We start from the raw sequence: 13,750 nt of genomic DNA on the forward strand, positions 1-13,750 counted from the left end.
ACCTGTAACTCATAGAAGAAGATGGTTGCGGCGAGCGCCCACCTTACAATTTATAGCGTTTATTTATGTCCACCTACTTATAATCAAGGGTCAAATTGAAGAAACCGGGTTTCTGTGAAAAATTATTGTTTTCTCAATAAAATATTTATGAAGAAACCCGGTTTCTGGCGATCGCTCTCCAGAGTTCTACTTGATAGTTTCTTTGGCTTTCACTTCAACGTTAGATGCTTCTATTCCTACTCCTTGTAAGGAATCTTTGCGACTAAAGATTTGAAAGTAGAGAGAAACGAAGAATTCTTTGAGGGGAAAAATGAGCAATGTTAAGGGATTAATGGTGACGATGATGTTACGATGATCCGATTTAGCTTTTTTGACTATTTGCTTAGCTACCCAGTCTGCGGACATGATGCCGATGGGATTGAGATTGCTTTTAAAGGGGCCTAAAATTAGTTTGCGGATGACGCAGGGAGCGTCTAGGCGGCGCAATGTTACTAAGTCTCCCAAGGCACGTTTGCTAAGTTCGTAGAGGGGGCTAACTGCTGGAATTACTTCAGCTTCTGAGGTGTTTACCCAGATTTCTTTACGTGCGATGTCTTCGTTTGTGCGGACGGTGGTGAGGAATAATTCGATGAGTCTGAATGCTGAGAAGGTGTTGATTTCGTAGGAGTTGGCGATCGCGTCTTTTGTTCTGTCGCCGTGTACGTTGATCCCGTGATTAATGACTAGAATATCAACTTTTTCTAGCAATTCTCCTAAGTGGGACTCTTGACTTATTCGCCAATTTATAGTAGTGATAGGCAACTCTTCACCGTCTAGATTCAAGCTTAGGGTTTGCGTTCCCGATGTGAGGGCGATGACTTTGGCTCCCGCTTTGTGGAGTTGCGTCAAGAGTTCGCGACCTAGCGTCCCAGAGGCCCCAGTGACGGCGATGGTTTTGCCTTTAAGGGAAAGTGCTGTACCCATGAGTTTGTCTAGTAGGGTGATTGTACCGCAATAGTAAGCATTTTGGTTGTCAAAGTGGTGCCGCCAGTGATAGGGACGGTTGACTAACCAGCTAGAGGGTGGGGTGAGGAAGTCGCCTGGTTGATGAGTTAAGTCGGTGAGTTCGCCTGCACCTTTGAGGCCATAGCCACGCGCGATCGCACTTAGCAAGAAACCTAATGTGTAGGTACAACCGACGAGAGCCCAGGGGTGAAAGTTTGGGGTGGTGATGTAGGCTACACCCCATAACAGTAAGCAACTAGACAGCATTACTAAGGCTTCAGGCACGTCATTACGCCAATGAGCTTGTTGGTAAATGCAATCGTTGACGGGGGTTAAATTGGGCCGAAAGACGCGGTGATGCCATACGTGCAGCCGATAGAGGGGGGGGTAAATATGGGCCAGGAAGTGGTAAAGGTCTCGCACTACTTCTGCTAATAGTACAGAACCTAATCCCCAAGCTGCTGCTATCCAATAATTTGTCATGGTCACACCGATTTTAAATTTGAGATATTACATATCATTTTGGAAGATAACTTAAAATGGGTTTTCTGGCTAGGGTATTAATTGACTTAAGCGTTTTAATATTTGCAAAACGCTGTACAATTCATTAGGTTGATTGCGAATTACGAATTCGTCAGATGTCGCGTACTGCGGAATTTCTCCTCTGAGTAACTTGACAAAAGTGAAGTTAGCACCCGTAGTGATTAAGCCAAAAGTAGGAGTTTCTGGATTGGGGTCTGCTAGCATATAAGCCAAGAGTTGTGCTAGTCCTTCATCAACTGAGAATGAAAGTTGTTTGGATTCTATGACTGTCACCCAAAAGTTTTTTTTCAAGATTAATATATCTATTCTACCTTCGATGATTCTTCCTTCATCTTCCTCCTGAATTTGAATTGATTTTTCTGCTCTGATGTGAAAAGGAGACACAAAAAAACCAGCAATAAACAAAATGGGGCTGACTATAGTTAGTTTAACGACAGTTTCTCGTAAAGGGGGATAGTCCAGTAAGTTAAAATATCCCTCTTGAACTCGATCTAGCTGTTGTTTTTCTATGTCAGTTATTTCTGGTAAGTTTTCTTGCCATTCTCGAAAAAATTCTGGATTGCGAACTCGCTGAAGTCCAAACTTATCGATTAAATCGCGGATGTTAATATCTTTTGCTTGGAGTTTTTGAATCATAGTCTCTCACTTCGGCTAATAAATCATTGGATCTCCATCCATTATAGCTAATAAATTTACTTTCACTAGAGCTTCAATTTCCACAGCCGTGCATATTCCAATACTGGCTCTAGCTTACCTTGTTTTTGCTCAATAGCTAAGCGGAATTTTTCCGAAGGCCGGAACACGAAGGAATCCGCATAGTCTCTAAGCAAATCAAAGTTATAGGACTCGCTCAACAGCAGCAATTGCACATCTTTATCAAGTAAATAGCTTAAAGATATCAAATCACCCATATTAGTGAAATCATCGCCACTATCAGCAATTACTAATTGGGGCTTGCGAGAGGTTGTATTGAGTGTATTTTTATTGATAACTCTGGCAATTTCTGCATTATAATAGCTTAAGTCTTTGTTCCACCAAGTATCAGAAAAAGCGCTAACTGTACAAGATACTATACTAGCCGTGAACACGGCAGCCAAAACAACTCGCCAGAGTCGTTGTGAAGTTTGAATTTTAGTTGCCAATAAGTAACCAACTGCTAGCTGGATTCCCGGAAAACAGGATACTAGGTAGCGGCTGACAGCAGACCGCTTACCACCTAAAATGATATCTGGCAGGGCAAGTATGAGAAAAGGGACAAAAGCTGATGTGAGAATAAATAGGGTAGTTGAACGGCTAGTGTGATGGTAGATTTGGTAAATTGCCCCAATAATTAGGAGCAGAAAGGGCAGCCTTAGTAGATAAGTCCAGACACTATCAAAGCCAAAATCTAGGTCTACAAATATGGCTGTAAAACTGAGTAACCAAAGCTTTAGAAGGTAAATAAAGCCGGGTGATAAGTGAGTCCATTTTGTCGTATCCGATGCCCGTTGAAAATTAGTTATGAGTACGAATAGCCAAGGGATATAAAGAATGATTGCAGCGATTACTGCTAATAAAAATTGAGAAATATAGGAGTTTTTACTTGAATTGAATACACCCCTTCCTAATCCTCCCCTTGGTAAGGGAATAGTTCCTGATAGAGCAGGTGAGGTTTTGTAATCAATCGAGCTGAAATCTCTTGTATTTACATCACCTTGGCTTGAGGAATTATTAATAAATAATCGACGACAAATAAGGAACGATCCTTGTCCAATCAGTGTGAGAGCAAAGAAAGGATGGGCATATAAACCGAGGGAGATCGAGAGTGCATAAAAGCCCCAGTTTTTCCAACTCTGTAAGCGCATTGCTCTTAGTAGCAACCAACTACTACCAATAACTGTTACTGCCAACAAGCTGTACTGTCTTGCCGTCTGAGCATATAAGATATCAAAAGGAGATAAAGCTATAAAAGCTGTTGCCAATAACGCCACCAAATGTGAGGAAAACAGTTCCCAACTCAAGGCGTAAATTAGGGGAAATGCTAGTAAACTTAATAATGCTGCTAAGCTGCGAGATGCTGTTAAAGAACTCCCAAAATGTTGCATCCAGAAACGAGCTAGGAGAAAGTATAATGGGGGATGTTGCGGATCTTCAGTTACCAATGAGTAAATTGTATCGGCGGCTGTACTTTCTGGTTTCAATCTTTGGTATTTATGCAATTCCGAGGCTGCGATAATGCGGTTTTGAAATAAGTTATTATCAATTTCTTGACGGGTGAATCCAGCCGCTCGCATTGATGTATAAACTTCATCATGCCAGTATAATTTATGGTCGATTTTAAAGAAGCGAAATCCTATACCTAAAAGGATGATGATTACTAATAAAATAATTACCAACAGAAGATGATTTTTGCTAATAGCTCGATCGGGTGTAGATGCCATACTTACTCTAGTAGTCGGTGAGTAGATGATATTGTAGCAGCGATAGCTGGTATCGGAATGATATAATTCAAACCTCAAACAAAATTGCGTTAAAAAGTTCTACAAGTTTCAATTCAGAAAATACTGGCAAGTTTCATCTGCTGACTAGAAAATTTAGGATATAAATGTTTCAATCGGCACAGATGTTTTGCCATCAACAGGACTTACGCACCCAACCAAAGAAACCGGGTTTTTTGACGAAAATACTTAGTTTTTACTCACAGATTCTCTCACAAACCCGGTTTCTGGGACGACCTGCGTAAGTCCTATATCACTATCAATTTAGATCGAGCATATCAAAAAGTTGACTAGCAACTTTTTGATTTCTTGAAATTATGCTGTTAATTCCCTAGCATTTGCAACTTGTATAAACTCGCATACAGTCCATCTTGCTCTAACAATTCATCATGGTTTCCAGACTCTACTAATTGTCCTCGCTTCAGGACTAAAATTCTGTCAACATTGCGAATTGTCGATAGTCTGTGAGCAATAATGATAGCTGTCCTACCGACAAGCATCCGATCTAATGCCTCCTGAATTAAAGCTTCTGTCCCGACATCTAAGCTAGCTGTTGCTTCATCTAGCACCAAAATTTCAGGGTCGCGAATTGCCGCACGAGCGAAAGCTAATAACTGCTTTTGTCCGCCGGAAAGATTGGTTCCCCGCTCCCGCAATTGAGTGTTATAACCTTGAGGTAACTGTTCAATTAAACTAGCTACATTCGTCTTTTCTGCTGCTGCTTGGATTTCCTCAATTGAGTAAGTTTCACCAAGGCTAATATTACTTTTGACATCGCCAGCGAAGAGAAAACCGTCTTGCAGAATCACGCCTATGTGCCGCCTTAGTTCTGCTTGAGGTAACTCTCGAATATCGATACCATCAACAAGAATGCGGCCGCTAGTGGGTTCGTAAAGACGACAAAGGAGGCGGATAATCGAACTTTTACCAGCTCCAGTCGGGCCAACTAAAGCGACTTTTTCACCGGGACGGATGGTAAAATCTAAATCTTTGAGTACGTATTCATCTTGTTTGTACGCAAACCAGACCCGATCGAAACTAATTTCACCACTTTTAGAATTAGTAATTGATAATTGCTGATTATCTTTTTCTTTCCTGACGGGATCGCGAATCTCTATGGGTTCATTAAGAATGTCATTGATGCGTTCAACAGCAGTAAATCCTGCTTGTAGGGAGGTAAACTTTTCTGCAAATTGCCGTAAGGGATCGAAGAGGCGCTGAGCAAATAGAATAAAGGCAGAAAGTGTGCCAAAATAGAGATTACCTTCTAAAACACTTTGACCGCCCATCCACAAAACGGCTGCGATCGCGACTAATGCAATCCACTCTAATGTAGCAGATACAGCCGAATCGTAAAAGATGGTTTTATCAACTGCATCAATATAGCGACGGTTGGTAGTGCGAAATAATTCGGAGTTGAACTGTTCGCGGCGAAATAATTGGACTACGCCAATACCACTTAGGTTTTCTTGCAGTTGTGAATTTAGCCCAGAAAGTTCTTCCCTCGCTTTATAATTCTCTTGGCGGTACTGCTGTTGAAAATATATAATTAGTGCGGTGACTGGGATCATCATTAATACTAGCATTAAAGCCAGTTGCCACTGCAATGTAAACATCGCTATGGCAATCACTACAATCGAAAATAAATCGCTAACAATTCCAATCGCCCCTGTGGAAAATACATCTCCCAAAGCTTCTACATCGCTGGTGAGGCGAGTAATTAATTTACCTACAGGAGTTCGGTCAAAAAATCGCACTGCTAAAGAAAGTACATGATCGAATAAATCATTGCGAATATCTGTGGTGATTTGCTGACCTAATTTAGTAACTAGATAGCCTTGAAGTGATTGCAAACCTAGACGCAAGGCTATTGTTAATAGCAATAGTACACCTAGAAAATTCAACCCTTGGGATAAAGGCATTCCTTGCAAAAATTTATAGGTAGGTTCTGACCGAATTAGCGAAATTGCCTGCCCGATGACGATGGGTTGAATTGCTCCCGATACTGATAGGGGTACTAATAAGAAAATGGAGATTGCTAACAGGCGTTTGCTACGAAGGGCATAAGGTATTAGCCGCTGGAATAATCGCCAGTCTGTTTCACGGGGCGAGTTGTTTTTGGAGCTGTCTTTCAGGGGTGATAAGCTGGTCATTTAAAATCTATGCAGTAGTTTGGCAAAAAAGCACGCTTTTCTAATGTAGAGCTGGAGGTTATATTGCGCTCCTTGAAGAAATAGAGATTTATATTGTATCTCAAAATTGTGATCTCGTGCAGAGTCTATCATTTTAGTTGAAAATTACAATACCTTGGTAAGAGTGTCAAAATAAGTTTTGGGGGTGGGTATTGCCCACCCTGCTAAGTTTATACTGGGGTAAGAATTTGGGCTCTGAGTTTTTTAATCAACTCATCAAAATCTCCCACATTTAATCGATAACTCAAAGGATGAGCAATCAAATAAGCTGTACTCTCAAACAAAACTTCAATCTCAATTAAGCCATTTTCCCGTAGAGTGCGACCTGTGGAAACTAAATCAACAATTGCCTCGGACATCCCCGTAATTGGCCCTAATTCAACGGAACCATAAAGGGGTACAATTTCCACAGGCATATTCAAATTGTGAAAATGTTCTCTAGCACAGTAGACAAATTTAGAAGCAACTCTACCGTGAGGGGGCAATTCCACAGTCCGCCGATAAGGACTAGATTCTTTCACTGCTACTGATAGCCGACATTGACCAAATTTTAAATCAATTAAGTTAGCAACTTTTGGTTTTTTCTCCCGCAAAACATCATAGCCGACAATTCCGACTTGAGCTTGACCGTATTCTACATAAACAGGTACATCTTGAGCTCTTACCAGTAAAGCTTTAGCTGTATTGGTGGGGTCAGAAATTTGAAGTTGGCGATTAGATGAATCTAGAAAAGCACTGAAGTCTAATCCCACAGATTGCAACAGCCGAATGCTGTCAACTAATAAAGCGCCTTTAGGAAGTGCAAAGGTAAGCATAGGAATTTTTGATGGCAAGTAAGTCAATTTTGGATCGGCGCGATGCCTACGGCTGGCTACGCCTACGCAGCTTAGCGTCAGCAGCTTTTACCGAAACTACAATAACACGGATAACTGACTAATAAATAAATTTTCTAGCTCTTGCGGTAACAGTTTTTTCTGGATATATTTAGATGTAGTCACTTTTGTTAAAGGTGGTTTATATGCAAAATAATCAAGAACCAAAAGACTTTCACACGATAGATGCGAGTGTTCTGAAAAACATTACAGTCGAAGAAATCATTTCCGGTGGCGGCGTTGATCCTGAAGAGATCGACTATACCGTACAAGTACCTACTGTCAATCAACAGATAACCCACAGCACCAGAGAGGCTTGGTTTCAGGTGGAATTTGGCGGAATGATTCCGCCACTTTCAGAAGACGAAATTTCCCAACACCGGGGTACTTTGGGCGGCTGTTAACGGGTTACAATGATAAATATGCAGACGATCGCGAACAGGAGCGATCGTCTAGATAATATATTTTTGCTATCAGGGAGAAAGATTAATATTGTGAGACTTACCAATTACCAATTATAGAAGAAGGGACTAGGGGCTAGGGAAAGAAGGGGAGAGGGGGAGATGGGGAGGTATATCCCCAATTACCAATTACCAATTACCAATTACCAATTAAAAATTAAAAATCTACATGAAAATTCTATTAGTTGATGATGAAATTGAGCTGACCGACCCTCTAAGTCGAGTGCTAACTCGCGAAGGTTATGAGGTTGATGTGGCTGATAATGGAGCAACAGGAAGTGAGTTTGCTACCCAAGGAAACTACGATTTACTGATTCTAGATTGGATGTTACCAGGAAAAACGGGATTAGCAATTTGTCAAAAATTGCGGTCGGAAGGTCGGGCTACACCTGTGTTATTTCTGACTGCAAAAGATACTCTAGACGATCGCGTTCAGGGACTCGATGCAGGTGCTGATGACTATTTGGTGAAACCATTTGAATTGCGGGAGTTGTTGGCAAGAGTTAGAGCTTTGTTGCGGCGGCCTTCGATTTTAGAAACAGGTTTGTCGAGCTTTTCTGGAGATAGCAACCGTTTGCAGGTTGCCGATTTAGAACTAGATTTTGAAAATCAGTTAGCTTATCGCCGAGGGAGAACAATTGATTTATCAGAAAAAGAATGCCAGCTTTTAGAATATTTGATGCGCCATCCCGGTCAACTATTGACTCACGAACAAATTCACCAATATTTATGGCCAGAGGGGGAAAAACCGAGTAGCAATGTATTGGCAGCCCAAATTCGTTTATTGCGTCGAAAGATTGAAGCCGCAGGCGATTTGCCCCTGATTCATACTGTGTATGGTAAGGGATATCGATTAGGAGAAGGAAGCTAGTTTGTTAACGGGACTTACTCAAATAGGACTTACGCTCATGGCTCCAGAAACCTGGTTTTTGAGAGAATCTGTGAGTCTAGGCGAAGTATTTTCGTCAAAAAACCCGGTTTCTTTCCGGGTGGCGTTACCTAGTCAATCATCAAATTTATTAAGTTAATTTTTACTTACTTATTAAGGTGATGATTGTGACTTCTGGGGGACAAAATAACCTTCCCGGTAAATATGTTCCTAAACCACGATTAACATAAAGTAAGTTGCTGCCAACTTGATGCAATCCACTGGCCCATTCCCAATGATTAACTACTCGCTCTCCCATTGAAAAATAAGAGATTCTACGCTTCACTGATTTAGGAATCATACGGCTAATTGAGTCTATCCAGATTGATACAGGCCCGAGTCCGGGAATGACGATTTGACCGCCGTGAGTGTGACCGGATAGTTGCAAATCTATGCGCCACTTTTGCAATTTTTCAGCACTATCAGGATTGTGGGATAAGACAATGCGAGGGATATCTGGATTTATTGATGCCATTGTATCGTCTGGTAGGAAATTGCGATCCCACAAATCCGCTAAACCAACTAATGCTAATTCTGAGCCTAAAGGATAGACTGTTTGATTATATAATACTTGAATTCCGATGTTAGTTAAAGCGTTAGTAACTTCTGTTTTTGCCCCTTGGTAAAAGTAGTCATGGTTGCCAAGTATGGCATAAATTCCGGCGCTACTTTGTAGGTTTTTAAGTTGTTGGACGAGGCCGTGAATGGGTTGGGGTTCATCCGTGATGTAGTCGCCTGTTAAGAGGATTAGGTCTGGTTCTGCTTGGTTAGTAGCGGCGATCGCTTGTTGCAGTAAGCGATCGGATAGTCGTCGGCCGTCGTAGTGGAAGTCTGTAAGCTGTACGAGTTTGGTTCCTGCGAGTTTTGCTGGGAGGTTGGCGATCGCTATGGTTAAGCGTTCGACTCGCAGTTTGCCTGTTAATAACCTGTGCATGAATGGGAGGTTTTTTGACGGGGCCGACTATAGCTTAGCAAACGGGCGGAGAGAAGCGCGATCGCTTCTCACTTATCCTGCAACCAATTTGTTAAATCAGCCGCGCTAGAAAAGTCTAATAATGCCTCACCCAAATCCTCTAATTGAGCGATAGATAACCTCTGAATTTGTTCCTGTATTTCCAAGTCAATAGCACCAATTCGACGGGTAACTAGACGTATAATTAGTGCTGATTCTCCCTGTTGTATTCCTCGTTGAATCCCTCGCTCAATCCCTAGCTGAATCCCCTCTTCCATCCAACTGGTGACAATTTCCATAACTCCCTCCTGTTGCGTTAATTCAAGTTTAGCAAATTCAGCATCAAACTCCTCTTTTTCCTCTGGACTTAACTTGAGGTAAGTATCAATAAATCCAGAAATTAACTGCACTTGTGCTGGATTCAGCCCTAAACTCGATAGTAAGCGCAAAGATGCTAGTTTAACAGTCGGACGTTCCCGATCTAACTTCTGCATTTTAGCCATCAATGCACTTGCTACGGGATTGCGCTGATTCTCAAAATCTCGCCACTGAAGGCGGTTAAGCTGAATGGCGCGATAGTTAAATTCTAATACAATAAAACCGGGAAATTCAACCCGATGAAAATTTGGCGCTGCTAGTTTAGGCTCATCGTAGGAATAAATGACGACGGGATAAACTGGCACACCATGTTTCTCGTACAGACGGGCAAAGTAGCGAAACATTCGTTTGCCAAACTCTGCTTCAGAACGTGCTTGGTGTTCGAGATGAATGATAAAGTATGATTCTTGACCCCTAAATTGGGCTTTCACTACTAAATCAGCTTGATATTTCTCCCCAGATGTGACATCGGTAAATATTTCGGGATTTAGAAACTCCAAGGAATCAGGTTCTAATTCTGCCGAAACATCTGGCAAAAACAGCTCCACAAATTCTTTAAAGAAGGTGGAGAGGAGTTCTTTAAATAAACGGTCGTGGTCGATCATAAAATTATGATAACATATCTGGATGGTAAAATCACGATCGGCTGCAATCGGCTCTCACTTATGTTAAAGATATTAAAAAATCCCCCCTTTAAAACAGCAGGGGGTTAGTACAATCGCAACGATTTAACTTTGTTCAACTGGGGTAGTTTTACTTACTGTCTGACCATCCTCAGAAGATGGGAAAAATTTCTGAGTTACCCAATAAGTTACAATGTGTGATATCAATCCCATTGGGCCAGCAAATAAAGATAAAGCTAGGGAATGGATAGTCCAAACTCCTGTTCTTTGTCCTTCCCAATAAATCCACCGACCAACAAACAAATCCATCACTAAAAAATGTATCCAGCCCGTTGCTGTAGCTTTTTCATCTGCAAAAAATCGGGCAATATCTGCTAGTTTGGGATTCGAGAGCGCCGCCGCGTTTTCAGGAGTAATAGAAGTGATGAACAGATATATATACAGAACCGCTAACACGACAAATGGGATGAAGGAATTCATAACTTTGCGGGTAATTCCCCAGTTAGGCAGTAAAATCATTAATGCCCAGAAGGGTAGTACAAAGATGTTCGCGGCGTTGAAAATTTGCTCTGCTGTCATAGCTAGTTGTTGACTCCTGCGAGGAATATAATATTACTAGAGCTGTTAAAAATACTTTACCATGAATGAGCAAGATTTTACAGATTGGTGTTTGAATAAAGGAAATCTTTCCGCAGGGGCTAGATATACTGTGGATTTACTTTTGCAAGTAAGTGAAGTTTCTGACTGCAAGCAAGCTGGGGAATTTTTGGCAAATCTTACAGAGCTTAATCTTAAACGTAGTCAAGTTAATGATATTAGCCCTCTTTCCTCTTTGACTAGGCTAACTACGCTGAATCTGGGTAGCAATTCAATATCAGATATTAGTCCTCTCAAATCTCTGAGTAACCTGACAACACTAATTCTAGATGTCAATCAAATATCAGATGTTAGTCCTCTGGAATCTCTCACAAATCTTACTGAACTTGTCCTTGATACTAATCAAATATCCGATATTAGCCCTCTGGCTAAGTTAACTAAGTTAACTACACTTATCCTTTTTGACAATCAAATATCCGATATCAGTCCTCTGGAATCTCTAACAAACTTAACTACTCTCGTTCTCTACAATAATCAAATTAATGATATTAGTTCGCTTGCAGGGTTAACAAATTTGACTACTCTCTATCTTTATGAAAACCAAATCTCAGATATTAACCCTATTGCCAACCTAAAAAAACTTAAGAATCTACTAATTTTTAGTAATAAAATATCAGACTTGAAGCCGTTGGCATTTCTAACTAATCTTACTAAGCTGGTACTCTTTAATAATCAAATCTTAGATGTCAGTTTCCTATCTTCCCTGATTAATTTAACTGAGCTTAATCTGGGGAATAATCAAGTGTCAGATGTTAGCCCACTTCAATTTTTAACTAATATTTCTGAGCTTTATCTGTTCAATAATATGATTGATAATGTGGTTCCTTTGCAATCTTTGACTAATTTAACTTGGCTGGATCTATTTAATAACCAAATATCAGATGTAGATCCTCTTCAATCTCTTAATAAGCTGTCTTTTCTAGATCTGCGCCGCAATCCGATCGCGAACAAAGTTTGTCCTGTGAATCCAGATACTATCTGCCGATTTTAGCTATTTTCTGACTTACAAAAATTGCGCTGTCTGGCCCGGCGATAGCAATGTGTTAGCACATATAATACCAGAGGCGGCAACAGCAGGAACGCCAATTCCCGGCATAGTGCTATCACCGACGCAGTATAAACCGCTGATGGGGGTGTGGGGCCCTGGAAATGTGCCTTTGCCGGCGGCGATCGCGGGCCCGTAAGTTCCTTGATAGCGTCGCAAAAAACGGGCGTGAGTTAGGGGCGTGCCAATTATTTCTAGGACTATGCGCGATCGCACATCGGGTATAATTTTTTCTAAGGCTTGGAACAGAGACTGCGATCGCTCAAGTTTTCTCTGTTGATAAAATTCGTCCCGTTTCCAGTCTGCAAAGGGTTCCAGCGTGTAAGCGTGAATGGCATGGTGTCCAGGCGGGGCCAGGTTTGCATCCCAAACTGAAGGAATTGAGATCATGCAAGTGTTCCCAGGTGCGGCGATATCCACGTCGCGATCCCGGACAACTACGTGATGGCCCGTCAAACCCTCCAAACCATCCCCCCGAATGCCCAGATGCAGGTGCATGAAGCTGTCTACAGCGGGCGTAGCTAGGGCATTCTGGCGGTAAGAGGCGGGCAAATCTTGCGATCGCAACAATTTAGTGCAAGTATCCCAAATCGTCGCATTCGAGATGACAATCGGTGCTTTGAGGATTTCACCGCCGCGCAATTGGACTCCCGTAACTTTGCCAGATTCTACCAAAATCTGCTCTACGTGAGCGTTTAAGCGCAATTTTCCGCCCCAACGGGTTAAACCTCTGACCAAAGCATCGACGATCGCGGCGCTGCCACCGATGGGATACTCTATTATAGACCGCGATCGCTCCCCAAACATAAAAGCCATCTCTGGCGCGATCGTCCCCTCCGCCTTCAAACCCGATAGCAGAAAGCATTCTACATCAATTAACCGTCGCACCCAAGGATCGCGCACCTCCCGATCCGCCAACTGTCCAACGGAATTGCCGATCGCACCTATAAGTGGCAATAACTTCAATAAAGACGGCCAATATCGCGTTAATAACAGGGGAATTAATTGCCAATCAGCCCGCAGCGCGATCGCTGGAATCCCTTCTAAAGCGTCGTAAATAGTCAATAAACTTTGTTGAAATTGCTCTAATTCCCTCGCGCCTTCAGGTGTAAACTCAGCCACAGCTTGTAAATAGCGATCGCTATTCCCATAAACTGGCAAACTTCCCTCTGGAAAATGATAATATCCCAGCGGATCGTAGGCGATCGCTTCTATCGATTCTCCCAAAATATCCAACACTTGGCGCAAAGGATTGCGCGAATTGCGATCGGTCAAACCGCAGTAAAACGAAGGGCCAGAATCAAAGTGAAAACCTTGGCGCGAGAAACTATGGGCCGCGCCACCAGCAATGATATGACTTTCGCAGGCGATCGCGCGTTTCCCGCACCTCGCCAGCATCGCCGCAGCGACTAATCCACCAATACCACTACCAATCGCGATCGCATCAAAATCTTCCATCAATCAAAACCTTTGAGATTTAATATCTAAGTAAATCCACTTAAGAGGACTAATGAATTTGACAGTTTTCTTCAGTCCTCTTCAGAGGACTTAAGCTTTGAGACAGAGGTTTTAACCCCTGTCAGACTGAGAATTTGACGTTAAGTTGACACCAATCCCCTCTTCCTTCTTCCTTCTTCC

Annotated in this window: 12 protein-coding genes; 3 read left to right on the forward strand and 9 right to left on the reverse strand. The window is 42.0% G+C overall.

Translation table 11 applies throughout. The features are described 5' to 3' along the window. Positions 1 to 186 precede the first annotated feature (186 nt). The 5 genes from PN499_RS02970 to hisG form a co-directional block, all read right to left on the reverse strand. On the reverse strand, positions 187 to 1,467 hold the full coding sequence (locus tag PN499_RS02970; RefSeq protein WP_272030203.1) for a bifunctional sterol desaturase/short chain dehydrogenase: 1,281 nt from the start codon (positions 1,465 to 1,467) through the stop codon (positions 187 to 189). A gap of 69 nt (positions 1,468 to 1,536) precedes the next feature. Further along, entirely contained in the window at positions 1,537 to 2,163 is a 627-nt protein-coding gene (locus tag PN499_RS02975; protein WP_272030204.1) for a restriction endonuclease subunit R, read from the reverse strand. A gap of 65 nt (positions 2,164 to 2,228) precedes the next feature. Then, the gene (locus PN499_RS02980; protein ID WP_272030205.1) at positions 2,229 to 3,947 is read right to left on the reverse strand and encodes a glycosyltransferase family 39 protein; all 1,719 of its coding nucleotides are present in this window, start codon (positions 3,945 to 3,947) and stop codon (positions 2,229 to 2,231) included. A 380-nt stretch (positions 3,948 to 4,327) separates the two neighbouring features. Further along, complete coding sequence (locus PN499_RS02985; RefSeq protein ID WP_272030206.1) at positions 4,328 to 6,157, reverse strand: ABC transporter ATP-binding protein; 1,830 nt, start codon at positions 6,155 to 6,157, stop codon at positions 4,328 to 4,330. Positions 6,158 to 6,366: 209 nt separating this feature from the next. After that, positions 6,367 to 7,011, reverse strand: coding sequence for an ATP phosphoribosyltransferase (hisG, locus tag PN499_RS02990; protein ID WP_007356637.1), 645 nt, complete (start codon positions 7,009 to 7,011; stop codon positions 6,367 to 6,369). A 203-nt stretch (positions 7,012 to 7,214) separates the two neighbouring features. Between hisG and PN499_RS02995 the strand changes: the two genes are divergently transcribed. Both PN499_RS02995 and rppA read left to right on the forward strand, forming a co-directional pair. Further along, the gene (locus tag PN499_RS02995; protein ID WP_272030207.1) at positions 7,215 to 7,472 is read left to right on the forward strand and encodes a hypothetical protein; all 258 of its coding nucleotides are present in this window, start codon (positions 7,215 to 7,217) and stop codon (positions 7,470 to 7,472) included. Positions 7,473 to 7,698: 226 nt separating this feature from the next. Continuing rightward, on the forward strand, positions 7,699 to 8,400 hold the full coding sequence (rppA, locus tag PN499_RS03000; protein WP_272030208.1) for a two-component system response regulator RppA: 702 nt from the start codon (positions 7,699 to 7,701) through the stop codon (positions 8,398 to 8,400). Positions 8,401 to 8,560: 160 nt separating this feature from the next. Here rppA and PN499_RS03005 read toward each other — a convergent pair whose 3' ends face one another. The 3 genes from PN499_RS03005 to PN499_RS03015 all read right to left on the reverse strand — a co-directional run bounded on the left by PN499_RS03005 (position 8,561) and on the right by PN499_RS03015 (position 10,989). Continuing rightward, the gene (locus tag PN499_RS03005; protein WP_272030209.1) at positions 8,561 to 9,391 is read right to left on the reverse strand and encodes a metallophosphoesterase; all 831 of its coding nucleotides are present in this window, start codon (positions 9,389 to 9,391) and stop codon (positions 8,561 to 8,563) included. Positions 9,392 to 9,459: 68 nt separating this feature from the next. Further along, on the reverse strand, positions 9,460 to 10,392 hold the full coding sequence (locus PN499_RS03010; RefSeq protein ID WP_272030210.1) for a DUF4351 domain-containing protein: 933 nt from the start codon (positions 10,390 to 10,392) through the stop codon (positions 9,460 to 9,462). Positions 10,393 to 10,515: 123 nt separating this feature from the next. Next, positions 10,516 to 10,989 carry an ABA4-like family protein gene (locus PN499_RS03015; protein ID WP_272030211.1) on the reverse strand — a complete coding sequence of 158 codons (474 nt, stop codon included), beginning with the start codon at positions 10,987 to 10,989 and terminating at the stop codon, positions 10,516 to 10,518. A 61-nt stretch (positions 10,990 to 11,050) separates the two neighbouring features. Between PN499_RS03015 and PN499_RS03020 the strand changes: the two genes are divergently transcribed. After that, the gene (locus PN499_RS03020; protein WP_272030212.1) at positions 11,051 to 12,058 is read left to right on the forward strand and encodes a leucine-rich repeat domain-containing protein; all 1,008 of its coding nucleotides are present in this window, start codon (positions 11,051 to 11,053) and stop codon (positions 12,056 to 12,058) included. 12 nt (positions 12,059 to 12,070) lie between these two features. On the opposite strand, the gene PN499_RS03025 is transcribed toward PN499_RS03020, so the two are convergent. Beyond that, complete coding sequence (locus PN499_RS03025; protein WP_272030213.1) at positions 12,071 to 13,570, reverse strand: phytoene desaturase family protein; 1,500 nt, start codon at positions 13,568 to 13,570, stop codon at positions 12,071 to 12,073. Positions 13,571 to 13,750: the final 180 nt, after the last annotated feature.

The organism is Kamptonema animale CS-326, from assembly GCF_028330895.1.
In the GTDB taxonomy this organism is placed as follows: Bacteria; Cyanobacteriota; Cyanobacteriia; order Cyanobacteriales; family Microcoleaceae; genus Kamptonema; species Kamptonema formosum.

Bases quoted from the DNA above. Each gene is read 5' to 3' on its own strand.
- rppA (WP_272030208.1), top strand. From the start codon at position 7,699: ATGAAAATTCTATTAGTTGATGATGAAATTGAGCTGACCGACCCTCTA.
- PN499_RS03010 (WP_272030210.1), bottom strand. From the start codon at position 10,392: ATGATCGACCACGACCGTTTATTTAAAGAACTCCTCTCCACCTTCTTT.
- PN499_RS02980 (WP_272030205.1), bottom strand. From the start codon at position 3,947: ATGGCATCTACACCCGATCGAGCTATTAGCAAAAATCATCTTCTGTTG.
- PN499_RS03025 (WP_272030213.1), bottom strand. From the start codon at position 13,570: ATGGAAGATTTTGATGCGATCGCGATTGGTAGTGGTATTGGTGGATTA.
- PN499_RS03005 (WP_272030209.1), bottom strand. From the start codon at position 9,391: ATGCACAGGTTATTAACAGGCAAACTGCGAGTCGAACGCTTAACCATA.
- hisG (WP_007356637.1), bottom strand. From the start codon at position 7,011: ATGCTTACCTTTGCACTTCCTAAAGGCGCTTTATTAGTTGACAGCATT.
- PN499_RS03020 (WP_272030212.1), top strand. From the start codon at position 11,051: ATGAATGAGCAAGATTTTACAGATTGGTGTTTGAATAAAGGAAATCTT.
- PN499_RS02975 (WP_272030204.1), bottom strand. From the start codon at position 2,163: ATGATTCAAAAACTCCAAGCAAAAGATATTAACATCCGCGATTTAATC.
- PN499_RS02985 (WP_272030206.1), bottom strand. From the start codon at position 6,157: ATGACCAGCTTATCACCCCTGAAAGACAGCTCCAAAAACAACTCGCCC.
- PN499_RS03015 (WP_272030211.1), bottom strand. From the start codon at position 10,989: ATGACAGCAGAGCAAATTTTCAACGCCGCGAACATCTTTGTACTACCC.
- PN499_RS02970 (WP_272030203.1), bottom strand. From the start codon at position 1,467: ATGACAAATTATTGGATAGCAGCAGCTTGGGGATTAGGTTCTGTACTA.
- PN499_RS02995 (WP_272030207.1), top strand. From the start codon at position 7,215: ATGCAAAATAATCAAGAACCAAAAGACTTTCACACGATAGATGCGAGT.